General features: G+C 37.2%; 24 protein-coding genes and 2 pseudogenes. 2 read left to right on the top strand and 24 right to left on the bottom strand.

Features of this window, described 5'->3' with window-relative positions:
* Window positions 1-1,036: DUF2326 domain-containing protein (locus tag L950_RS16645; protein WP_021188779.1), on the top strand; the 1,036-nt coding region annotated here is incomplete at its 5' end.
* A 42-nt stretch (window positions 1,037-1,078) separates the two neighbouring features.
* On the opposite strand, the gene L950_RS30390 is transcribed toward L950_RS16645, so the two are convergent.
* The 8 genes from L950_RS30390 to L950_RS35640 all read right to left on the bottom strand — a co-directional run bounded on the left by L950_RS30390 (window position 1,079) and on the right by L950_RS35640 (window position 5,477).
* On the bottom strand, window positions 1,079-2,089 hold the full coding sequence (locus tag L950_RS30390; protein ID WP_262507120.1) for a restriction endonuclease subunit S: 1,011 nt from the start codon (window positions 2,087-2,089) through the stop codon (window positions 1,079-1,081).
* Between the two features lie 153 nt (window positions 2,090-2,242).
* A complete protein-coding gene (locus L950_RS26805; RefSeq protein ID WP_021188777.1) occupies window positions 2,243-2,647 on the bottom strand; it encodes a hypothetical protein in 405 nt (134 codons plus the stop codon).
* A 112-nt stretch (window positions 2,648-2,759) separates the two neighbouring features.
* Window positions 2,760-3,101, bottom strand: a complete 342-nt coding sequence (locus L950_RS35650; RefSeq protein WP_052764442.1) for a hypothetical protein — start codon at window positions 3,099-3,101, stop codon at window positions 2,760-2,762.
* Window positions 3,102-3,144: 43 nt separating this feature from the next.
* On the bottom strand, window positions 3,145-3,357 hold the full coding sequence (locus tag L950_RS35645; protein ID WP_052764441.1) for a hypothetical protein: 213 nt from the start codon (window positions 3,355-3,357) through the stop codon (window positions 3,145-3,147).
* A 278-nt stretch (window positions 3,358-3,635) separates the two neighbouring features.
* Entirely contained in the window at window positions 3,636-3,998 is a 363-nt protein-coding gene (locus L950_RS16630; protein WP_021188776.1) for a hypothetical protein, read from the bottom strand.
* A 47-nt stretch (window positions 3,999-4,045) separates the two neighbouring features.
* A complete protein-coding gene (locus tag L950_RS27975; RefSeq protein ID WP_084825473.1) occupies window positions 4,046-4,225 on the bottom strand; it encodes a hypothetical protein in 180 nt (59 codons plus the stop codon).
* Window positions 4,226-4,362: 137 nt separating this feature from the next.
* A complete protein-coding gene (locus tag L950_RS30375; protein WP_021188775.1) occupies window positions 4,363-4,824 on the bottom strand; it encodes an NIPSNAP family protein in 462 nt (153 codons plus the stop codon).
* 524 nt (window positions 4,825-5,348) lie between these two features.
* Window positions 5,349-5,477 carry a hypothetical protein gene (locus L950_RS35640; RefSeq protein ID WP_262507119.1) on the bottom strand — a complete coding sequence of 43 codons (129 nt, stop codon included), beginning with the start codon at window positions 5,475-5,477 and terminating at the stop codon, window positions 5,349-5,351.
* On the opposite strand from L950_RS35640, the gene L950_RS37385 reads away from it, so the two are divergent.
* Window positions 5,440-5,568 carry a winged helix-turn-helix transcriptional regulator gene (locus tag L950_RS37385; protein ID WP_197086483.1) on the top strand — a complete coding sequence of 43 codons (129 nt, stop codon included), beginning with the start codon at window positions 5,440-5,442 and terminating at the stop codon, window positions 5,566-5,568. The two genes, L950_RS35640 and L950_RS37385, sit on opposite strands and share 38 nt — an antisense overlap.
* 255 nt (window positions 5,569-5,823) lie before the next feature.
* Here the strand turns inward: L950_RS37385 and L950_RS16620 are convergent, their stop codons facing one another.
* The 16 genes and pseudogenes from L950_RS16620 to L950_RS16555 form a co-directional block, all read right to left on the bottom strand.
* Window positions 5,824-6,684: an RteC domain-containing protein gene (locus L950_RS16620; protein WP_021188773.1), complete on the bottom strand. Its 861-nt coding sequence runs from the start codon at window positions 6,682-6,684 to the stop codon at window positions 5,824-5,826.
* A gap of 86 nt (window positions 6,685-6,770) precedes the next feature.
* On the bottom strand, window positions 6,771-7,115 hold the full coding sequence (locus L950_RS30370; RefSeq protein ID WP_021188772.1) for a hypothetical protein: 345 nt from the start codon (window positions 7,113-7,115) through the stop codon (window positions 6,771-6,773).
* Between the two features lie 383 nt (window positions 7,116-7,498).
* Window positions 7,499-8,110 (bottom strand): annotated as a pseudogene (locus L950_RS16610) (VIT family protein).
* Window positions 8,111-8,275: 165 nt separating this feature from the next.
* Window positions 8,276-9,283: an HAD-IC family P-type ATPase gene (locus L950_RS33635; RefSeq protein WP_231577350.1), complete on the bottom strand. Its 1,008-nt coding sequence runs from the start codon at window positions 9,281-9,283 to the stop codon at window positions 8,276-8,278.
* Window positions 9,284-9,290: 7 nt separating this feature from the next.
* Window positions 9,291-10,772, bottom strand: a complete 1,482-nt coding sequence (locus tag L950_RS33630) for a cation-translocating P-type ATPase (RefSeq protein WP_231577349.1) — start codon at window positions 10,770-10,772, stop codon at window positions 9,291-9,293.
* A 98-nt stretch (window positions 10,773-10,870) separates the two neighbouring features.
* The gene (locus L950_RS16600) at window positions 10,871-11,446 is read right to left on the bottom strand and encodes a cytochrome b/b6 domain-containing protein (RefSeq protein ID WP_021188771.1); all 576 of its coding nucleotides are present in this window, start codon (window positions 11,444-11,446) and stop codon (window positions 10,871-10,873) included.
* Between the two features lie 3 nt (window positions 11,447-11,449).
* Window positions 11,450-12,148 carry a phosphatase PAP2 family protein gene (locus L950_RS16595; RefSeq protein WP_021188770.1) on the bottom strand — a complete coding sequence of 233 codons (699 nt, stop codon included), beginning with the start codon at window positions 12,146-12,148 and terminating at the stop codon, window positions 11,450-11,452.
* 58 nt (window positions 12,149-12,206) lie between these two features.
* Window positions 12,207-13,388 carry a DUF3570 domain-containing protein gene (locus L950_RS16590; protein WP_021188769.1) on the bottom strand — a complete coding sequence of 394 codons (1,182 nt, stop codon included), beginning with the start codon at window positions 13,386-13,388 and terminating at the stop codon, window positions 12,207-12,209.
* Window positions 13,389-13,419: 31 nt separating this feature from the next.
* Window positions 13,420-13,638 (bottom strand): DUF4266 domain-containing protein, encoded by a 219-nt coding sequence (locus L950_RS16585; RefSeq protein WP_021188768.1) that lies wholly within the window; start codon window positions 13,636-13,638, stop codon window positions 13,420-13,422.
* Window positions 13,635-14,564 (bottom strand): FAD:protein FMN transferase, encoded by a 930-nt coding sequence (locus L950_RS16580; protein WP_021188767.1) that lies wholly within the window; start codon window positions 14,562-14,564, stop codon window positions 13,635-13,637. The genes L950_RS16585 and L950_RS16580 overlap by 4 nt, the downstream gene beginning before the upstream one ends.
* On the bottom strand, window positions 14,561-15,001 hold the full coding sequence (locus L950_RS16575; protein ID WP_021188766.1) for a thioredoxin family protein: 441 nt from the start codon (window positions 14,999-15,001) through the stop codon (window positions 14,561-14,563). The genes L950_RS16580 and L950_RS16575 overlap by 4 nt, the downstream gene beginning before the upstream one ends.
* A 108-nt stretch (window positions 15,002-15,109) precedes the next feature.
* Window positions 15,110-16,279, bottom strand: coding sequence for an efflux RND transporter periplasmic adaptor subunit (locus L950_RS16570; RefSeq protein ID WP_021188764.1), 1,170 nt, complete (start codon window positions 16,277-16,279; stop codon window positions 15,110-15,112).
* Window positions 16,280-16,386: 107 nt separating this feature from the next.
* Window positions 16,387-17,451: a TolC family protein gene (locus L950_RS33625; protein WP_231577351.1), complete on the bottom strand. Its 1,065-nt coding sequence runs from the start codon at window positions 17,449-17,451 to the stop codon at window positions 16,387-16,389.
* 138 nt (window positions 17,452-17,589) lie between these two features.
* Window positions 17,590-20,222 (bottom strand): annotated as a pseudogene (locus tag L950_RS33620) (efflux RND transporter permease subunit); the annotation flags it as partial.
* Window positions 20,223-20,238: 16 nt separating this feature from the next.
* On the bottom strand, window positions 20,239-20,628 hold the full coding sequence (locus L950_RS35635) for an efflux RND transporter permease subunit (RefSeq protein ID WP_197086481.1): 390 nt from the start codon (window positions 20,626-20,628) through the stop codon (window positions 20,239-20,241).
* A gap of 976 nt (window positions 20,629-21,604) precedes the next feature.
* A complete protein-coding gene (locus L950_RS16555) occupies window positions 21,605-21,820 on the bottom strand; it encodes a hypothetical protein (RefSeq protein ID WP_021188762.1) in 216 nt (71 codons plus the stop codon).
* Window positions 21,821-21,850 lie beyond the last annotated feature (30 nt).

The following is a 21,850-nucleotide window of genomic DNA, read 5'->3' as shown; positions in this document are numbered from 1 at the left end:
TTCTTTAATTGAACAAAAATTAGCTTTCCATAACGATAAAATAAAAGAGCTCGACGAACAGAAAGGGAATTTCAATCTCAATGAGCAATATGACGAGGATATTGAAAAGCTTAATCAAGTAAAATATGAACTTAATCGTACGGCAACACAAATTAGTCAATTGGAAGTAAGAAGAGATTTAATTATAGAAAGTAAAGACGATTTAGAACAGGAATATGCTAATATAAACACAAACCAAATAAGAAGTTTGTATAATAAAGCAAATGCTTTAATTCCTGATATTCAAGTCACTTTTGAAGAGACATTGAAATTTCACAATGAGCTTATTTCTGAAAAATTAGACTATATTACAAAAGAATTACCTGATTTAGATATAAAACTGAAAAAATTAAGAACTGATTTATCGAAATTACGTGATCAAGAATTTAGCTTGACTACTATAATTCAAAAATCAGGAGTAATCGAAGATTTAGAAAAAATTGTTACAGAATTAAACAAACAGTTTGAGCGTAAAGGTAATTTAGAAGAGCAAAAACGGCTTTGGGAAGTTTCTAATGAAAAAATAGACAGAATTGAACGTGAATTGGGTCTTATCAATGAGGACATTACCTCTAATGACGATTTAATAACAAGTAGAGTCACTCAATTTAATAAGTATTTCACAAAAATGTCTGAGATACTTTATGATGAGAACTACATACTTACACCCAGAAAAAAGGACATAGGATACGATTTAATTGTAACTAATATCGAAGGAAATCCAAGTACAGGTAAGAAAAAGGGGCAAATAGCTGCTTTTGATTTTGCCTATATCCAATTTGCTGATAATTTAGATATAAGATGCCTTCATTTTATTTTACATGATCAATTAGAGAATATTCACGATAATCAATTGAACACATTGGTCGAGGTTGCTAATAGTCTAAATGGTCAATATATTGTTCCTATTCTACGGGATAAAATACCGAGTAATATTGATATTAGTCAATACGAAGTGTTGTCTTTATCACAATCCGATAAACTATTCCGTTTATAACATAGCTTCCCACATAATCTTTCTTTATGTGGGAAGCTACTATTACAATTCCCCTTTAAATGCCTGATCTAATAAACTACTTTTTAACGCTTTCATATTGTCCAGTTTAATCTGAATTTCATTAATAAAGCGGTTAGTTGTATCCGTTATTAATTTTATAGTTGAAACTATTTTTTTCTGTTCACTTATAGAATTGGGCAAAGGAATTTTTATTGATAACAAATCTTTATCTGAAATTGCAGGATATTGCGCTCCTTTAATAAATGGAGTAATTAATTCTTGAACCTTTTGAGAGGTTAAAAAATAGAACAAGTATTCATTATTCAACTTTGTATCTAATGGTCTTAAAACACAAAAACCAGTAGAGGCAATTGGATTAATGTAATCTTTATTGACAATAGCAATATTTTTTAAATTTGGTCGAGTTGTAGCAAAAACAATATCACCATATTTTAGCGCTTTTTTTGCTCTACTCGGAGCATCTTTACCTTTAAGAATTTTAGGATTATCTATTGAATATTGTACGTTATTGATAGATGTAATATCAATATAAGTAAATTCTCCATCTTTAAGTTCAGTTATTGGATTCATGTTACTAGTTTTTTCTAAAATTTGTCCAATTTCTACTTGTTTACAATCTAATTTACCAAACTCTTCATCTAAAATACTCAAAAGAAATGCTTTTGAGTATTTTAGATTCTCTTCAAGTAAAGAAATAGAAGTATTAATTTTACAAATAGAGTTTTCTAAAATATCTACTATTCTGTTCTGAACAGAAATTGGAGGGACCAATATAGGATAATCTTCTAAAGCCTTTTTATTTACTCCTGACTGTCCGGCCGATCTTTGAGATAGACCAATAATGTAATCTTGAATGCTTGGCGATGATAAGAAATTAAAAAGGTAATCTTTAGTAATTAGACTCTCATTAGGTATCGCTTTCATTAAAGCTACATTATAAGCCCCTTCTAGCCCTCTTAAAATTTGAAATACTGGTGGACCGTATCTCCCTATCATTACATCATCTTTAGTACAGAATTTTTTTGCTTTAATCTTTTGTACATAACTATGTTATCATCAGACTTATAATCCCTTATTTGAATCAATCTAATATAACCTTCCTTTAAAGTATTTGAAAAGGTAGACTTAGGTGGCTGTGAACCTCCTGAAAATAATACAACATCATGTAATTTCATTTCTACCCACTTATCCATGTATCAAAAATTCAATTTGGTTCATAAGATCATTTATCTTTTTATCATTATCTTTAATTTTAGATAAAATTTTGGTTGGTATTAAGTGTTCCACTTCAACAACCTTATTTGGATTTTTGGCACTGATGTCATAATCTACAATGTCTTCAACAGAAACAGTCCAATCATTACAACCTTCGACTGATTTACCATTAGTATGATTTCTCTTGCTTGGGTTTTTAAACAATTCTACAAACTCCTGCATGTGTTCATAAGCAATCGGTTTATTCTTGGTTAACTTATACGGTGGTGTTACATCATAATACCAGATTTTAGATGTAGAACCTTTTCTGTCAAAGTAAAGAATATTTGTTTTTACACCACTGTAAGGCAAAAATACACCACTTGGTAAACTCACAATCGTAAAGTAGCTTATAAATAACAGCTTACGAGGCGATCTATCGTTGTCGGTAACGATTTAGTAATGGTGCTCATCGCATTCAAATTCTTCGAATTTCCTTGTAAATCAATTACAAAAGTACAAAAAAATGGGATGGAATATTCCTGCTCTTACTCATTTTTTGAGAACCATCTATTCCTAAAATCACAGGAGTTTCACTTAATAAACCAATCGGTTCTTTAAAAACATTTGTTTTAAATTTCGTATTAAACCTTTTTGTTATTGTTCTTGCCATTTCAATATGAGGGAGTTGGTCTTTCCCGACAGGAACAACATCACTTTTACAAAATAAAATATCAGCCGCCTGATGAACGGGATATGTATACATTCCGGCATTGATAACACTTTGACCCGAAGCTGTAATTTCTTCCTTTGTAGTGGGATTTCTATTAAGTTCTGCATTTGAAACCAATGATAAAAATGGTATCGTTAGTTGATTAAGTTCCGGTATGTGACTATGGGGAAAAAATATGTGTCTTATTTTTTAAAGGGTCTAATCCACAAGCCAAATAATCTAAAGTAAGTTCTGTAACGAATTTAGAAATATCCTGAAAAATATCTCTATCAGTTAATACTTGATAATCTGCAATTAAAATATAGGTTTCCACACCCAAATCTTGCAAACGAACTCTATTTTGTAATGAATCAAAATAATGTCCAATGTGCAAATTCCCAGTAGGTCTATCTCCAGTTAAAACTCTATGTTTTGAGGATTAAGATGTAAATCCTTTTCTAAGTCATTACTTCTTTTAATAGCAATATCTAATGATGTATAGTTAATCTCTTTATTATTTGAATCTGTCATATTTTAAAATTAGAATTTGGGATGGTGCGGAAATAGCGAACCGTCAGCCGAGTTTTGTCCTAAAGTTAAATAGAATTACCAAAGTCGAGCATTTAATGTCAAGCCCCACTATTGCAAATACCCTGTTAGCGGTTCGTTGTTCTATTTTTCATCTTTCTCAATAGCAATAATTGGCTGGTCAATACTCCATTTCCAAGTTCCGTCATTTTGTTGTCGCGCAACTTCGGCAGTCACAAATCCATTTAAAAGTCTGGATGAAGTCAACGCTAAATTTCCATTGATAATTGCTGGTCGCTGTTGACCTTTTTCAAATATAGGTTTATCAACCAATAATGAAATGTAAAAATCTCCTATTTCTACTTTACCTTTAGCAAATGAGTGATTTCTGTCTGTAATTAAAACAGCGTCATCTTCATATATTGATATTAGTCCATCAATATTTCCTGTGTTTATGTATTCCAAAAATAAGTCTGTAATATCTTCTGGTTTTAATGCTTTTTCCATTGTTTGTTAGTCGCTTTATTTTTAACTTGTCATGATATTTTTTAGGGTTACTTTGTCTTTGTTACAATGACCACTAATGACACGTAGCAAAAGTCAATGGCCATAGCTACACCAATAGCAATGCTGGCCACTGATAATATAACATTATTTGCACCAAGGACTGCCGCTCTAAGCCAATTAGTTTTATGGATATAATGGTTGTCGAAATAGTTATCGAAATTACTCATTTCATTATTTTGTGTGTTATTTTGTTCTTTAACTTTAATCTCATGCCAGTATGCCTCCTTTAGAATTTAACACAATACCGGTGAACTTTTCTTTGAAGACGGACATTATAAGGGAAGTAGGGTTTTAGCTGAAAGGTTTAATAGTCTGAATAAGCAGTAGCCTTCATCAGTATGATGTCTGCCTTGGAAACATTTTTTTGATATTCGGGTTTTGCAGACAAAGTTTTCCATTCATTATCGTCTCCGAAAGTTTTCCAATGGGCATCTCGATCTTTCATGTTTTCAAAACTTGTCATATACATAAGGTTGGGCATATGGCTGCCTGTAATTACCTCCGCATAAAAAACTGCATTGAAGTTTAATCTTTTAAAAAGAGGCACCTCACCCCCTTCATTAAACATGTGCACCTTATTACGATAAATCTTTTCAGTATGTCCTTCGTAACTTCTTAACTCATACACGTGTTCTGCTTTCGGTAAGCTAAGCTTAGGCAATTGCATCAGCGGTGCTGTTTTGAATGCTTTTAAAAAAATAGATTCAAATCGTGTATACGGTGGGGTCGTATACGGGGCATTGATATATTCATCTCCTGCTTTCATGTAGTCAGCGTTTCTTTCAAGTTGGGAAGGTATGCTAATCATTTGCTCTGCAGAAGCTAAAGGAAGAATTACATATATGTATTTTTTGTTGCCGTATCATTTGCAATCGGTTTAAACACACCAATACTTTTTATTCCCAATTTGTGAGCGGCAGGAATAAAGGCTTTTTCATAATATTTATCAATAATATTTTCCTGTTCTATGGTGTTAAAATGATAAACTTTATTTCATAAAACTCCTGTTTTTTCTGTGCAGATATTCCAGTGCTGAATAGCAGCATAGCGGCAAATAAAAAAATGAAATATCGCATATTTATTTTCTGTTTCCATAAAGGTATAAAAACCACTCCTTATATTCAATAAAACAATTGAATACTTATTTTGCAGGGTAAAAAATGCCCCTGGTGAAAGCAAGTCCGTGACTGGCTACTTTTCCTGTAGTACCAAACGCTGTAAATCTGGGTCATTCTTAATGCGTTCCATTTCACTTTCAATAATCCCTGCACTATTCTGCCTCACCCGCCTCTAATTAGTTTCGATTTCCAGCTTCACATTATCTGCCCTGTTTTTTTGATAAGAGATAATATCTGCGGTATCTTTTTCTACTACGATTACGGTGGAGTATGAACTGACCCAATCGGGTGAATCGTTCAAAACAGTCCTTGAATCTATGATTGAATGGGGATTGCAGCACAGTGAATTAACCTCCATACAAAACAGCCTGATTGAGTATGCCCGGGTCTAATGTCTTTCTTTTATTACACTTTGGATAGAAAAATCTTACCCAAGTTGGGCATAGCTTGGGCTTTTTATTCATTTTAAAGTATAAATTTTGTATTTGCGGAATTTTCCGCTTATAAAATTTATAGGATATGAATTTCTCATTGAGTACTATACTTTCTGAAATCGAGCGTCAAGAACGCAATATTTCAGCAAAAGCAGATCACTTGATAGACGAGTCTTATCAGATGATGGACTTACCCCCAAAAGCTGGAGACATTTATTTATCAGTGAAAAAAAGGCTACGCATATTGTTTAAGGTAATCCCTTTCTTTTTCACAGGGAGTTGCGCAGCGCATAGGCTGTCAAGAAACTTCGTCCGGTTTATTTTTCTGGATTTAAGTTCCATAAATGTATGATAAAAGTCACCCAAACTGATATTGAATGTACTTTCAAATGTTTTGGCGATGACTTTGATGTCTGCATTTCTAAATACCCCTTGTGAATATAAGGCGTAAATCAATTCGGTTAAAGCGGTTTTGTTGCCTGTCCAGTTTAAAGGTGGGTTATTGGATTTTTTATGATTACAATTATAATTAGTATTATTTAGCTGATCTTCAAGATAGAGTTGTATCAGGTCATTGGCAATAATCTTTGCAGCTTTATAATCGTGGGAAGTGGAAAATCTATGGTCTGTTTCAAAATAAACAGTGTCCAAACTTAATTTTATATCATGTTTTCCTAGAACAAACAGCTTTTCATCGACAAAGGAATTGTTCGTTCGGTAGTATTTATAAAATTCGAGATTGTTGTCAAAATACCTTTTCAATTTTTTCAATTCTTCTCTAAAGTATTTCCGAATAGCCTTTGCGTCATTAGGCTTCTTAGTTTCAATTTTATAAATGGCATTATAGTAAATTAGTTTTGAAACAATGGTAGGTTTCAGATTTTTGAAAAAGTGGATTTCTTCATTAATGTCTTTAAACCCAATTTTTACTACAAATTGTTTTAAATCAGCTATTTTTTCTATAGTTAAGCCAATAGCCTTTTCGTATATCGCTAAAGAGTCATTCAATTCGACAGATAACTCATTAATTTCATCATCTAATTCTCTTATTATATTTTTACAATAATCTTTCATTTAAAAGCTAGTTTAAAATGGTTATTCGTTAAAGTGTTTCCCTTGTATTAAATCATAAATATTCAATAATAAAATTATTTGCATTCTTAAGAAGCCTTTATCAAACTTTTGAGATAAGCCACATTCGCATTCTTTCCGGCTAAGAGCCTGTCCTTGCAATAAGTGGTATAAAATTGGTGCTTATTGAGAAAGACCAATGATTTTTGTAATTTATCAGCTATTTTTTTCTTGGTACGTTGCTCTGTTTCTTTCCATACAAGTTTATCTATTTGTCGAAAATCATGGGTTCCTAAATGATATACATCAGCGTCCCTTAAAATCTCTTCGATCAAACCTTCAGGTTCAGCGTTTAACACTGTTGCCATAATTGCTTTGCTTATTTCAGCAATAGTACTGGGATCAACTTTCTGGCTATGTAGAAATTGTTCCATAATATATGCCCCTCTTTTTCATGACCATCCATTGGCCCCAATAATTGACCGGTATCATGAAACCATGCCGCTGCGAACAAAACAAATCTTTCCTTATCGTTTAAATGATAAAATCTGCCATTTCGGTTGCGTTTTTAACAACGGTCTGTGTATGTTCCAGATTATGGTAGCACAGATCCGGTGTAGTCCGCAATTCAAATAGGCGGACTACATACTTCTTTATTCTTTCTAAGTACATTTGCATCGATATTCAGTTGTCATTCATATTAAAATTGAATATTCATTTGATTTTGTTATTCATCTTTCTCAGGAAACATTTACACCAAATACATGCCCTACAATAGCAGTTACGGCCATTGCAATAGTTCCCCAGAAGCAGATTCTCATGACGCTACCCCAATGTTGGATCCTCCGGTTTTAGCCGCTAAAGCCCCCAAAATCATCAGAAAAACAATTGAAAAAGCATATTGGTAATACACCATATCTTTTTCTGGAGCAAAAATTGCGAGAATCATTGGCAATGCAGCACCTGAAAGAAAGGAGAAAAAAGATGCTATGGAGGCCTGAAAAGGCTTTGCTATCGTAATTTCATTTATTCCCAATTCATCTTTTGCATGTGCTTCTAAAGCGTCGTGATCTGTTAGTTTTTTTCGCGACGAGCATTGCGGTTTCTTTGCTTACCCCTCTTTTTTCATAAATTTTTGCTAATTCGTGGAGTTCAATTTCAGGCATTTTTTCTAACTCCATCTTCTCCCTGTTGATGTCCGACTTTCTGTATCCGACTGTGAGCTTACAGAAACATATTCTCCTGCGGCCATCGACATAGCGCCTGCGATGGTTCCTGCCAAAGCTGCCAAAATTATAGCATGTCGGTTGGGCTCTGCGGCGGCAACGCCGATTACAATACTTGTGGTGGAAAGCAATCCGTCATTAGCGCCTAAAACAGCCGCCCTTAGCCAACCCACTCTGTTTACATAATGTTTTTCCAATTCCATTTTTGTAGTTATTTATATTGTTTAGTTTAAATTATTTTATTCTCCATCAATCATCTTGGATACGATTCCTTTTTTATTTGTCAATTCACCAATTACGATATTCACGGCATATTTTCCTTTGTGGAGGTTTTAAAAGTAATCTCGCATTGCAAAATCATTGCTTTATTATCTTCTTTTTATCCATTTATACATCTCAAACCACAGAACCGAAGCCGCCGAAATTAAATACGACATTCCTAATTCCGGGATGTTCAACCCGGTTACATTAAAGAAATCAGCAAAACGGGGTATATACAATATGGCAAAAAGTAATGCCAACGTTGCTCCGATGATAACCGGAAATAAACGGTTTTTGTATTTGAAGCTGTCGAATATACTATAAGTGAGAGAGCGGTTCGCTAGACTCAAAAATATATTGGAAAAAATTAAGGTAGTAAAAACCATTGCTCTTGTAGTTTCTTCGTTACTTCCCTTTTGAACGGCAAATTGATAAACGAATAATACACCTGCTGTAATTATCAAGCCTTGAATAATGCTGATGCTTAATTCTTTCCGGTTCAGAAAGGTTTCTGTCATTTTACGTGGCTTTTGTAACATTGCATTTTTCTCTATCGGTTCGTTTTCATAGACAATGGAACAGGTTGGCCCCATAATGAGCTCCAGAAAAATAACATGTACCGGCGTAAAAATATGCGGGTAAATCCAACCTAAAAACAAAGGCAGTGAAACGGTGAGAATAATCGGAATATGAATAGAGATAATATACTGAATAGCTTTTTTGATATTGGCGTAAATCCGGCGCCCTGCAGCAATTCCTGTAATGAGTTTGTCTAAATCATCGTTGGTAATCACCAGTGAGGCTGCTGCTTTGGCTATTTCTGTTCCTTTGTTTCCCATAGCGACACCAATATGAGCGGCTTTCAGTGCAGGGGCATCGTTCACACCATCACCCAACATAGCCACCACTTCTCCGTTTTGCTTCAAAGCGTTTACTATTGCCAGCTTTGCTTCGGGAAACATCCTTGTAAATAAGGTTGTTGTCTTTGAAAGCTCTATTAATTCTACTTCGGAATGATGAATGATTTCAGCACCATTAACAGCCGGAGTATGGTTGACAATACCCGCTTGTCGGGCAATGGCATTTGTGGTGTCGGCATTGTCGCCTGTAATCACTTTTACTTTAATTCCGGCATCGTAAATTTTCTTGAATACTTGCTGGATATTTTTTAGGAGGGTCGTAAAACACAGTAAATCCTAAAAAATCAAAATTGAAATCCTGCTGTTTTTCGGGAAAATTGTTTCCCTTAAAATAACATTTGGCAACGCCTAATATCCGGTAACCTTGTTTGCCAAAATCACTGATATGCTGACGCAGTTTGTCTTTTTCGTATTCCGAAAGATTGGAAACAGCAAGAATGGCTTCGGGAGCACCTTTGGCTGCCACTATTCTTTCGCCAGAATGGTTTTCAAAAAGATGCGTCATCATCGGAGGCTTACCGTCCAACGGATATTCGTGCACCATTTGAAAATCTTTCCGTCGGTCATTCGGTTGAGCTTGCTCATAAATCTCATGAAGTGTTTTTTCCATCGGATCAAACGGAACGGGTTCACTGCTCCACATCGCAAACTCAATGAGTTCGGAAAGTTCGGGTGCATTGAAACGTTCTTCGTCAAAAACCTGATTGGATTTGTAATCGAAAAGGGCTTTCAGTCGCATGGAGTTTTCAGTAATTGTTCCGGTTTTATCTGTACAAATTACAGTAGTGCTTCCCAGTGTTTCTACCACGCTGCTACGCTTGATTATTATACCTTCACGCATTAGTTTCCACGCTCCCAATGCCATAAACGTAGTGAAAGCCACGGGAATTTCTTCCGGTAAAATGGACATTGCCAAAGTCAGCCCGACCAATAGACTTTCTATAATATTCCGTGATTGCCAGAAACTGTATGCCCAAACCATCAGAAAAACCACTATTCCAATAACTGCCATCCATTTTACAAATTTGGTAATCTGGATTTGCAGTGGTGAACGCTCTTCTTTAATCTCCTGAATGGATTTTCCGATTTTTCCCAGCTTGGTTTCTGAACCGATTTTTTCTACTTTAAAAACCGCCAGTCCTGAAACTGTCAAAGTACCGCTATATATTTTTCTGTCTTCGGTATCCTGATTTTTAAACACAGAAAAACTTTCTCCTGTAAGAGAGGCTTCATTTACGGAAAAATCATTGCTGTGCACTATTTCACCATCGGCATTAATCATTTTTCCTTCCTCAGTAATGCATAAATCGCCCACGGCAATTTCGTGGGTAGCAATTTGTATTACTTTTGAATTTCGGATAACCGTGCTGAGTGGTTCGTTCAGTTTTTGCAGCGCTTCCAGTGCCTTTTTGCTGCGATTGTCCTGATAGAATGAGATACCTGAAACAGCTATGATTGCTCCCAACATAAAAGCCGCTTCGGAATAATTGCCCACAATCACATAGATGACAGCCACTGCAATGAGTAAAAGCAACATCGGTTCTTTGAGAATAGCCAATAACATATTGTACCAGGTATTCTTTTTTATACTGTCTGAGTGGTTATAACCAAATTTATTTTGGGAAATTTTTAGCTCTTCTTCCGAAAGACCTGTGAGATGTTTTGGAATATTATAGGTTGTCATATTTTTTAATTTTAGATGATTAGTTTCAAGTATTGAAACTGCTTTCGGAATAACTAAATTAATAGGTTACCAATTATTTTTTAATATGAATTATTTATTTATTCTCCACCGATCATCTTGGAAACGATTCCTCTTTTATTTGTCAATTCACCAATTACGATTCCGCCAAAATGCAATAAAATGAATATCGGGAACCAATAAACTGCCCATTTGTGTATCGCAGATATCTGGTCACTCCATTGGCCATCTACCCATTTCAGGTAAAATCCCGTAATGATAGAAACGGCGACAAACAAGTAAAAAACGATATAAATAAATCCTTGCATTCTTTCCTTTACCGACTGGGATTTCTTCAACGGATCAGGAAATTTAATTCCCTTTACAAGCATATAAACTATCCTTGCCAAAAATGCCAGAACCATCATGTAGGCAGCATATTCATGCCATTCCCACATCGGTTTTTGAATGCTTTTTACCATAGATATTATCTGTTCCTTTTCCAGGGAAATGTTGTGCCTTTGCATCCCGGTTTGAACGGTATTAATAATTGTTTTTTTGCTCATCCAGTACATCCGTAAAAATCCGGTAATAAATAAAACAGACATTAATAGTGCAACCGACCAATGTAAGATCCGGTGGGTTGCCGTAAACTGATTTTTATTTTCTTTTTTCATTTTTTAAAATATTTTAATAATTCCTAATCCAAATTGTTTTGTTTGATAAGTGGGCAGAATAACCAATGATGACTGATTCTTTTTGCCGGTAAACCATTTTGAAATGGTCGGAAATAACCAATAAGCCATTTCTGTAGACAGAATGCCAATACCTGCACCGGCAATTACATCCCCAACCCAATGTTTGTCATTAAAAACCCGGTAGATGCCTGTCATGGCAGCAATCGGGTAGCCGGAAATACTTAGCCAAAAATTGGTTTCGTTATATTCCCTGAACATAAAATGTGCGGATGAAAAAGCCGTAGCCGTATGACCTGATGGAAAAGAAGTCTTACTGGAACCATCCGGACGTTCCTCGCCAACTAACTGTTTGGTGGGTAAAACGATTGCTGCCGATAGGAGTTGTGAGGTTATATAAATGATGGTTCTATCCTTAAAATTGTGCTTCCCTTTTACACCGACCAGATTTAGTCCATAAACGGCAATAGCAGGTACATACTGTGTATAGTTGTCAATCTTGGCTCCGGGCAAGATATGTTCCATGCTCTCGTAACGGGTCGATTGGTTAAGCTTTTTCAAGTCATCGGACATTAAACTTAAAATACCATACGATACCAGAACTGAAGGAATGATGAGCTTCTTTGCCGAAAACTGATATACAGGATCTGTCTTTTGGGATATTACGCTACTGTCTGCCTCCATCTTTGAGAAAAAAGTAACGTTGGGCATACAAGGAATACTAAGAATAGATATTTCATTTTTATTTAAACTTGAGGTTCAACGAAATAATATCACCCTTCATACCCGTTGTTTTTGTATAATGCCCATAGCGAATCTCAATCATATTGAATTTTGAGATTCCGAATAATCCGTTAGGAAGATTGAAACGCGCACCCATACCAAAGAACTGGCTGTTGAATTTGGACAGATCATAATTGCTGGTATAAAACTCGTTTGATTCGCTGTGTGTCTGATAAGCACCGAAATACTTCACCGCAGTCTGTGTATAATACCTGTAGAAAGGACTGAGCGAGACAAAAGGAGATAATTTTACGGGTGTTTCTATGTTGAAAGTATGGGAATTTATACCCCAGTTATCTGTATAATAGCGGTAGTAGGTACGAATAATGAACCTGTCACCTAAGAAATAATTGGCACGGAACCCCAAAGGAAGTTTGAACCTATTATCGGGAAGTTTTTCCTGATGTACACTATTATCAGAAAAATATACCCGGTGGAACGGCAGGCTCAATAGTCCATTTTGCTGAACGGCATCTACAAGAAATACGAGCTGCAAATTGGCATTGATAATCTGCGAATAGGAAAGTGATGCTGCGAAAGTATTCCGACCTTTTGTTCCGGCGTCTTCCTTTGTTCCGTAGGTTCTCAATTCTATTGGCGCAATAAGTTTTACCTGATCGAGATACCCATGAAGATTAGCCGTAAATTCCCCCATTTTATTGGCTGTTTTCTTAGAGAATCCAATATTTGCCCCAAATGACTGGTAGTCAAATTCCGTGGAAGAAGATACACCTGCCATAAAACTATTCCCTTTTTCTTCATTCTCCAGTTGCCAGGTTAATGATGGATAAACTCGGGTGTCACTACTCGATGCAGAAGAATTGGCTTTCAAATCTATCCTATCAGAGGAAGCTGAAGTATAGTGGTCTACACCCAATTCTCCTACAAAGGTGTGCTTGCGTTTTTTCTTGTCATACCGGATGAGTTTTACATTGATGATATTGGAAATATCTGTCAGCTTTTCTGTTCCGATACCGCCTGTTACCGCAGAATTGTTTCCATCCTGCCTGTAATAACTCGACACTAAGTTCACTTCATCCACCTTTAGTTTTCTTACCGAAGCAGAATCTTCTTTTATCTGCTGTGCCTGGACCTGATAAAAACTAAGAAGTCCTAACGCACTTATATATATTCGTTTCATTTTTCTTTTTTATGTTAGCATTTCACTGATTTTAATTACATCCGCAACCTCCGCCACTTTTCCCCGCATTGGCTCCGGAAGCACCTTCACGGTATGATTGAAAGTTCAGTTCAGTCCTTTCTATGGTACGATTGCTCAGTATCATTTCGGCATCGTTGAGTTTGTTCTTCTGATACTCTTTCACAGTGGTGCAAGAGCCAAGCAATAATGTACCGATAGCGCCTAACAGAATTATCTTATTTGTTCTCATAATAAATTGATATTTTTTGAAGTGAATATTTTGTTTTTATCATCTATGATGATGCATTCTATTTGATGGATTTGGTTAATCATTTCCAATCCTGCCTTAACGCCCATAATACTTACAGGTGTAGCCATCGCATCTGCGATCTCTGCATTGGGGCAGATAACCGTTACACTTTTAATCCCGGTAATCGGCATTCCTGTTTTGGGGTTGATGGTGTGTGAATATTTTTTTCCGCCAATCTTCACATATTTTTCATAGTTGCCCGAGGTGGCAATAGCCGTGTCTGTAAGGTTCAGATAAGAAAATGGCAGCCGGGCCTGATCAGGATTGGCAATTCCTATCGTCCAGGGTTTGCCGTTTGCCTGTGTACCCCAAACGGTTAAATCGCCTGAAGCATTGATGATACCAGAACCCACACCTTGCTTTTGCAAAATGTCCTTAGCCATTTCTGCGGCATAACCTTTCCCAATACCACCGAAACCGATACGCATCCCTTTTTCTTTGAGATAGACAGTACTGCTTTCCCTGTTCAGGAGTACGTTTTGATAATTGATGAGATAAACCATTTTCTTCGCTGTTTCAGCATCAGGGAGCTTGGTCATTGACCTGTCAAAATTCCACAGACCTTTATCTACCCCACCGTAAGTGATGTCAAAAAAACCGTTTGTAATGCTGCTGATGCGAAGGCTCCGCTCTATCAGGTTAAAAACTTCGGTATCTACCTTCACCGGCTGTATCCCGGCATTGTCATTAATCAGGTTTGTCTGGCTATCTGATTTATATGTGGTAAATAACTGCTCTATGCGTTTAATCTCCGCAATGGCAGAATCAATTTGCCGATGGGCTACAATCTCATCTGCGCCCACAACGGTGATTTCAAAAGCATTCCCCATCAGCTTTTCGGTTTTGCGAAATTCCTTTAGTGTCATTTTCTTACTTTTTTATATTGGGTGATGATTTCGTTCGTAAATCCTTCCACACCAACTTTTGGGAGGCCTTCCCAGGTTTTCAATACTTTTCCATCTTCATCCAATAAAAGTGTATAAGGGAAAGCACCACCGGGATTATATTGCTCCGCCAAAGCCTCATTTTCCTTTATGGTTTGGGATAGCGGTTGGTTTTTCTTTTTCCTGGGAAAATCAGCATTTACATACACCAAAAGACTATCAGCCATTTGTTTGTAAGTTTCATTTTCAAAAATGGTTTTGTGCATTTTGATGCAGGGCACGCACCAATCCGAACCGGAAAAATTTAACAGGATCAGCCGGTGCTGCTCTTTAGCCTGTTGTTTTGCATTATTTATTGTGGTCTGACCAAATGCATGGAACACGACGATCAAATTGAGTATCAAGAGAATCTTTTTCATTGTTTTAATTTTATAAATGAGTTCTTAATATGATAGTCTTTGAAATTGTAACCCGGTTGCTCAACTCCAATAACTACTTGGGTTTGCAATTTTTTGCGCTGTATGATGTTACTCTTCATCTTCCGTATTTTTTAATTTCATCAGAAGCGTGTAGGCATTTTTAGAAACGATGTTTTTACCTGTAAAATCGTCTGCGTTTACAATTTGGACAAAGCCGTTTTCTTTTGCGCCTACGGTTACGGGTAGCATTTTATAAGTTTGTTTTGCGGTTTGCACAAACACGTAATCCTTTCCCTCAAAATTCACCACGCTTTCTTCCGGAACGGCATGGGCGAACGTGGTTTTGGCTTCTATTTCAGCATTCATATACATGCCTGGGGATAGGCTTACACTGGGAGATTCAAAATGACAATGCACTTCCGAAATACCACCGTCCCCAACATTTCTACTAATGAGAATGATCTCTCCTTGATATTTTTTATCGGGTTCTGCATTGGAATAGGCCAGTAGTTTTTGTCCGATTTTCAGTTTATCTAAATCATTTTCGTAGACTTTCAGATTGAGGTGCAAATCATTGGGATTGACCAATTCAAATAATACATCTGAAGGGTTTACGTATTTCCCGATGTTCACATTTACCTTGCTCACAAAGCCATTGATTGCGCTGTAAACCGGAATAGTTTTGGTGATTTTATCCGCCGACAGGCTATTGGGATTGATGTTGATAAGACGTAATTGCTGCGCCAGGGCATTCATCATAATTTGTTGGTTATTCATCTCTGCCTGTGCCGTCTGCATCACCTTGTCGCTGCTGGCCTGGCTTTGGTTAAGGTCTTTTTGTCGCTGATAGTCCAGTTGCGCAAAGTGCAGTTTTGATTTGGCCTGCAAATAATCCTGTTGCAGCTTTATATATTGTGGATCTTCCATAACGGCAATCGTTTCTCCTTTTCGTACATACATTCCCGGCAGTAAGCGGGTACTTTTCAAGAAACCGCCCAATAGCACGTTTACCGAAATCAGGTTTTGTGGCGGGACATCTATTTTCCCATTTAGTTTTAAAACAGAAGCAATGTTTTTTTCTGAAAGACGTACCGTTTCAACCGCCGCATTCTTTAATTGGGCATCTGTTAACACGACGGTGTTGCTTTCATTTACAACAGCTTGTTTAACCGCTTCCTCAGGTTTGTTTTGGCATTGGACCAACAACAATATTCCTAAAGTGGGAAATAACATTTTTAGCTTGCCCAGGCTTTTATTTTTTATATTGAATGAATACATTGTTATAAGAATTTAATTGAGATAATTGATTTGTATAATAGTATCGTTCAGTATTTTGACAGCATCAGCGTAATTACTTTGAATACTGATGGCTTGATTTATGAGCATTACAAAATCCAGGTAATTGATTTCTCCGTTGGTGAACTGCTTCTGTATTGTTTCGGTAACGACTGCCGCATTTTTAGCCCTTCACGTTCATAATAGTTTACAATTTCCAAATTGCGCTGATAGTTTTCCGAGAGTTGTTTATACCGGTTCTGCAAATAAGCACTTGTAGCCTGCAATTGGTTTTCGGTAATACTTTCCGTGATTTTGGAAGCATTGATTCTCGCTCTTTGCGACTGCGAAAAAACAGGAATGGAAAAACCAACCTGTACAGAATGGAATTGAGGGGAAGCGTTGTATAACTTATCATCGGCTCCCGTTCCCTTGAAACTGTTGAGATTGTAACCAATCATCAAACCGGGCAATAATTTAGATTTTTCTACTTTGGTTTGGCTCGCTGCAATATTTTTCTGCTGTTCCAAAACCTGTATAACAGGATTTTTGCCGGTTTCATCCACCTGTAGCGGAATTATTTTTTCAGGGGATTCCACTTTATAAACCGTATCCGAATTTAATAACCATTGCCACTGCAACTTCGCTGTTTCTAATTCCCGCTGCACCTGTTTCAACTGGATATTGATAGCAGCCTTTTGATTCTGTGCAGTGGTTTTTTCCAAAATATTGCTTTCTCCTTTTTGCAGGCGCAACAAAGATTTAGCATAAAAATCAGCGTATAAGGAATCTGCTTTTAGCAGTAGCCTTTCCTTTTCCTGCCAGAACAGGATGGCATAAAAAGTTTGGGTAACGGCTTTTTTTAATTCAAATTCTTTCAACGAAACATTCAGCAAACTGTATTTCCATTCCTGTGTAAACAATTCTTTCTGCCTTTTATAAACCGTTGGAAATGCGATATTCTGTGAAATTCCGAACTTGGTATCGTTGTATGCACCGTTAATCTGTCCATAATCTGCTGTAATGCTGGTCTGCGGAATATCAGCCGAAGTTTTGATTATGGCCTTGGCATAATCTGCTTTTAGTTTTTCAGTCCTTAAATTTTGATTATTTTGAACAGCCAATGCAATAGCCCTGTCTAATGTGATTTTTTCCTGTGCTTTAACAGAACCCATTCCCATTAAAGAAATCCCTGAAACAATCAATAATGTGATTGCTTTTTTCTTGAATGGATTCATTGTAAAACCTTTTTCAAATGCGATGAACAATAAAGGAAGAACGAATAATGTGAGCAAAGTAGCCCCCATCAGTCCACCAATAACTACCGTTGCCAGCGGACGTTGTACCTCTGCACCTGCACCATTGCTCAGCGCCATTGGAATAAAACCCAATGAAGCCACAAATGCGGTCATCAGCACGGGGCGCAAACGGGATTCTGTTCCGTCCACCACGATGCGGACAATGTTTTTGATTCCTGATTTTTTTAAACGGTTGAATTCGGCGACCAAAACAATTCCATTTAAAACAGCCACGCCGAACAGTGCAATGAAACCTATACCGGCACTTATGCTAAAAGGCATTCCCCGAAGTGCTAAAAAGAAAATTCCGCCAATGGTCGATAATGGGATTGCGGTATAAATCAATAAACTTTCCTTCACCGATTTAAAAGCAAAAAATAAGAGAATGAATATCAAAGCCAATGAAATAGGCACCGCAACCATCAAACGGCTTTTTGCCTGGTTCAGATTCTCGAACGAGCCACCGTATGTAATAGAATACCCGGCCGGAAGCTTGATTTGCTTATTCACTTTGGCTTGCAATTCCTGAACAATACTTTGCACATCCCGGCCTTTTATATTGAAGCCGACAATAATCCTGCGTTGTGTATTCTCCCGCTGAATTTGATTGGGACCATCTTTGATCTGCACTTCTGCCAACTGTGAAAGTGGAATCTGATTGCCGGAAGGTATAGGAATCAATAAATTCTGTACGTCTTCTAAATTCTTCCGCACGTCGGCATTTAGTTTTACAACCATATCAAAACGTTTTTCCCCTTCGAAAACCAAACCTGTGCTTTGTCCGGCAAATGCCGTATTGACCACCTTGTTGATGCCGGCTACAGACAAATGGTATTGGGCAATCATTGGGCGGTTATAGGTAATAATAACCTGGGGCATTCCGGTTATAGGTTCTATATAAAGGTTTTGTACGCCATCCACCGTATTGATTATTTTGCCTAATTTGTCAGCCGTTGCTGCCAGGGAATCCAAATCATCCCCAAAAATTTTCAGGACCACATCCTGTCTTGCACCCGTCATCAGTTCATTGAACCGCATATTTACCGGATATTGAAAACCTGCGGTAATTCCCGGTACATCTTCCAAGGCCTTGCTCATTTTCTCGGATAGTTCCAGAAAAGTTTTGGCAGATGTCCATTCGCTTTTGTCTTTCAGAATCACCATCATATCGCTGGCGTCCATCGGCATCGGGTCTGTGGGTACCTCGCCGCTACCTATTTTGGTTACTACTTTTATCACTTCAGGAAAGCGTGTTTTCAGGATATGGGCGGCCTTTTGGGTACTTGCAATGGTCGTATTAAGGTTACTTCCCGTTAAGACCCTGGTATCTACTGCAAAATCTCCTTCTTCCAATGATGGGATAAACTCACCTCCCAGTCGTGACATCACGAAAAGCGCTACGATAAATAATATTGAAACCCCAGCTATAATGCGCTTGGGCATGCGGATGGCTTTTAACAAAAATTTTTGGTAGAAGGCTTCTACACGACGCATAACCCTGTCTGAAAGATTGTGTTTATGGCTGATTTTCCTGCTCAGTACCCAGGAACTCATCATTGGGATATAGGTAAGCGATAACAAAAATGCGCCCAATAAAGCAAAGGCTACGGTCTGTGCCATCGGTCGGAACATTTTGCCTTCTATACCTTGCAAACTTAGGATGGGAAGGTAAACGATCAGAATGATGATTTGCCCGAAAACAGCACTGTTCATCATTTTTCCTGCAGAACCAATTACCGTATTATTCATTTCTTTTTTGGATAAATTGGTCATTTGCTGGAATCTGGCATTATGCGACAGTTGGTGCATCACCGATTCCACAATGATGACGGCACCATCTATAATCAGTCCGAAATCCAAGGCACCAAGCTCATCAGGTTGCCGCTTACGCCAAACAAATTCATCATACAGATGGCAAAAAGCATGGCCAGCGGAATAACCGATGCTACCAGTAATCCTGCCCTGAAATTCCCAAGGAACAAAACCAAAACGAGAACTACAATCAGTGCGCCTTCCATCAGGTTTTTTTCTACTGTACTGATGGCATTATTGACCATTTTGGTACGGTCCAGAAAAGGCTCAATGACTACGCCTTCGGGCAGGGTTTTCTGTATTTGGGCTACTTTAGCTTTTACATTCTTGATGACTTCGCTGCTGTTTGCACCTTTCAGCATCATCACTACTGCACCCGAAACTTCGCCTTGGTCATTGTAAGTCATAGCGCCATAACGGGTGGCATAACCCATTTTCACGTTTGCCACATCACGGATAAACAAAGGTGTTTCGTTGTTTTTATTGGCAATGGAGATATTACCGATATCTTCCAGGCTGCCTATGAGGCCTTCGCTGCGGACATATAAAACAGTAGGCCCTTTTTCGATATATGCACCGCCGGTATTTTGATTATTTTCTTCCAAAGCCGAAAAAATATCGTTGATGCTAATCCCGTAGGCATTGAGTTTGTCAGGATTTACTGCAATTTCATATTGCTTGAGCTTGCCACCGAAACTACTCACTTCAGCAACCCCCTTTACGCCTAATAACTGCCTGCGTACAATCCAGTCCTGAATGGTACGCAGTTCGGCGATGTCATATTTTTGTTCGTAACCTTTTTTGGGGCGGACTACATATTGGTATATTTCGCCCAAGCCGGTAGAAATTGGCCTAATGCCGGTGTACCGATCCCTTTCGGGATTTGACTTTGTACTTGTTGTAGGCGTTCAGCACCTGTTGTCTTGCCCAATAAACATCTATATCATCATCAAAAACAATGGTAACGAGCGAGAGTCCAAAACGGGAAAAGCTGCGTATTTCTTTGGTGCCGGAAATATTGCCCGTAGCTTGTTCTATGGGAAAGGTAACCAGGCGTTCAATATCCGTCGCACCAAAAGAAGGTGCTATCGTGATAACCTGTACCTGGTTGTTGGTGATGTCAGGCACGGCATCAACGGGCAGTTTTGTGGTTTGGTAAGCACCTATTCCTATGAGTGCTATGACCAAAAGCCCTATAATGAGTTTATTTCTTACAGAAAACTCAATGATTTTAGTAAGCATAATTTTACTTGTTAATCAAATTATTATTAAATACAATTACAGGTAGATACGGCAGTATCTATCGTAAAAAATAACAGGATTAACCAATTGACGATCACATTCTAAGAAGCCCCGATTTTATGGAGATAGGAATGCATAATAATGGTATAACACTTTCCTCTATGAGTATAGTGCATAACAAAATTGTACTTCAACAATTCATCAGGCAGCGTATAAAGAATACCCTAATAATGGAGTTGAAGATGAAATTCTATACAATCGTACTATAAGAAAAGTCTATGCAATAGATTATCACAAAATACAATGGGGTTATGTTTTTTACTGTGGAAGAAATCGAAAAGAAATACAATGTTCTTTCTCCAAAGTACAATACCAACCTACATTCAAAGGAATTTGCAAAAACGGCATAAAACAGCTTTCCTTATGCAAAGTGCAAAAAGAATTTACAAAAAATCAATCGGTCAAAAAGGAAGAATTAACAAGATTTTGGAGGCTGCCAGATAGCAGAGAGAAACTGATTTGAAACGAACGAATCATCAAAAGAAACTACCTTAGAGGATCTTTGTATATCAATTTTATGAATTGATTCAAAAAAATCGGTTGGGGGTATACAAAGCAAAAGCTCAATACAGTTCCGTGCATAATGAAAGGAAGCTTTTGATCCTGGTCATAATCATCATCGTGCGGATGATTTTCAAGGTGATTGCCTTCGTAATGAAGTGCCAAAAACTCAATAACGGAAATTTGAGGGCTTTTTTCTTTATGTTCGAAATAATGCTCGACCAACATAGGAAATTTCAACAACTGACCTAACTCTGTTGTTGAAATAAGATACGTAGTTAGAAAAAATATTGCGAGCACTTTTTCATATACACAAATATACGGAAAACTAACATTCAAAATGACATTTCACCGTAATTTATACTGTGTCTATATAAAATTTGCAAATTTCGAAATTTAAACTCATTAGTGTTACTTACTGCGAAAACAAATGCTGTAAATTCGGGTCATTCTTGATGCGCTCCATTTCGTTTTGAACGATATTCAACACATCAGATTTTATCTGACGGTAATTGCTTTCAATTTGCTTTTTCATCTTATCCTCGTCGTGTTCATCATACAAAAGAAAGGATTTCTGGTGATTTGCTTGATAGGATTTGCTTTCTGCTGCTACCTTTTCATTGTCCACCACATTTCAGCGTGAATATTTTGCTCGATACGT

This window comes from Sphingobacterium sp. IITKGP-BTPF85 (assembly GCF_001006065.1).
Taxonomy (GTDB): Bacteria; Bacteroidota; Bacteroidia; order Sphingobacteriales; family Sphingobacteriaceae; genus Sphingobacterium; species Sphingobacterium anhuiense.
Note: the sequence above shows the minus strand (reverse complement) of the source record. Positions and strands in the feature narration are given on the sequence as shown.

Coding starts and splice junctions, on each gene's coding strand:
- L950_RS16630 (WP_021188776.1), bottom strand. CDS start 3,998: ATGGAAAAAGCATTAAAACCAGAAGATATTACAGACTTATTTTTGGAA.
- L950_RS27975 (WP_084825473.1), bottom strand. CDS start 4,225: ATGAGTAATTTCGATAACTATTTCGACAACCATTATATCCATAAAACT.
- L950_RS30375 (WP_021188775.1), bottom strand. CDS start 4,824: ATGAAAGCAGGAGATGAATATATCAATGCCCCGTATACGACCCCACCG.
- L950_RS16620 (WP_021188773.1), bottom strand. CDS start 6,684: ATGAAAGATTATTGTAAAAATATAATAAGAGAATTAGATGATGAAATT.
- L950_RS30370 (WP_021188772.1), bottom strand. CDS start 7,115: ATGGAACAATTTCTACATAGCCAGAAAGTTGATCCCAGTACTATTGCT.
- L950_RS33630 (WP_231577349.1), bottom strand. CDS start 10,772: ATGACAACCTATAATATTCCAAAACATCTCACAGGTCTTTCGGAAGAA.
- L950_RS16600 (WP_021188771.1), bottom strand. CDS start 11,446: ATGAAAAAAGAAAATAAAAATCAGTTTACGGCAACCCACCGGATCTTA.
- L950_RS16595 (WP_021188770.1), bottom strand. CDS start 12,148: ATGGAGGCAGACAGTAGCGTAATATCCCAAAAGACAGATCCTGTATAT.
- L950_RS16590 (WP_021188769.1), bottom strand. CDS start 13,388: ATGAAACGAATATATATAAGTGCGTTAGGACTTCTTAGTTTTTATCAG.
- L950_RS16585 (WP_021188768.1), bottom strand. CDS start 13,638: ATGAGAACAAATAAGATAATTCTGTTAGGCGCTATCGGTACATTATTG.
- L950_RS16580 (WP_021188767.1), bottom strand. CDS start 14,564: ATGACACTAAAGGAATTTCGCAAAACCGAAAAGCTGATGGGGAATGCT.
- L950_RS16575 (WP_021188766.1), bottom strand. CDS start 15,001: ATGAAAAAGATTCTCTTGATACTCAATTTGATCGTCGTGTTCCATGCA.
- L950_RS16570 (WP_021188764.1), bottom strand. CDS start 16,279: ATGTATTCATTCAATATAAAAAATAAAAGCCTGGGCAAGCTAAAAATG.
- L950_RS33625 (WP_231577351.1), bottom strand. CDS start 17,451: ATGGGTTCTGTTAAAGCACAGGAAAAAATCACATTAGACAGGGCTATT.
- L950_RS35635 (WP_197086481.1), bottom strand. CDS start 20,628: ATGCTTACTAAAATCATTGAGTTTTCTGTAAGAAATAAACTCATTATA.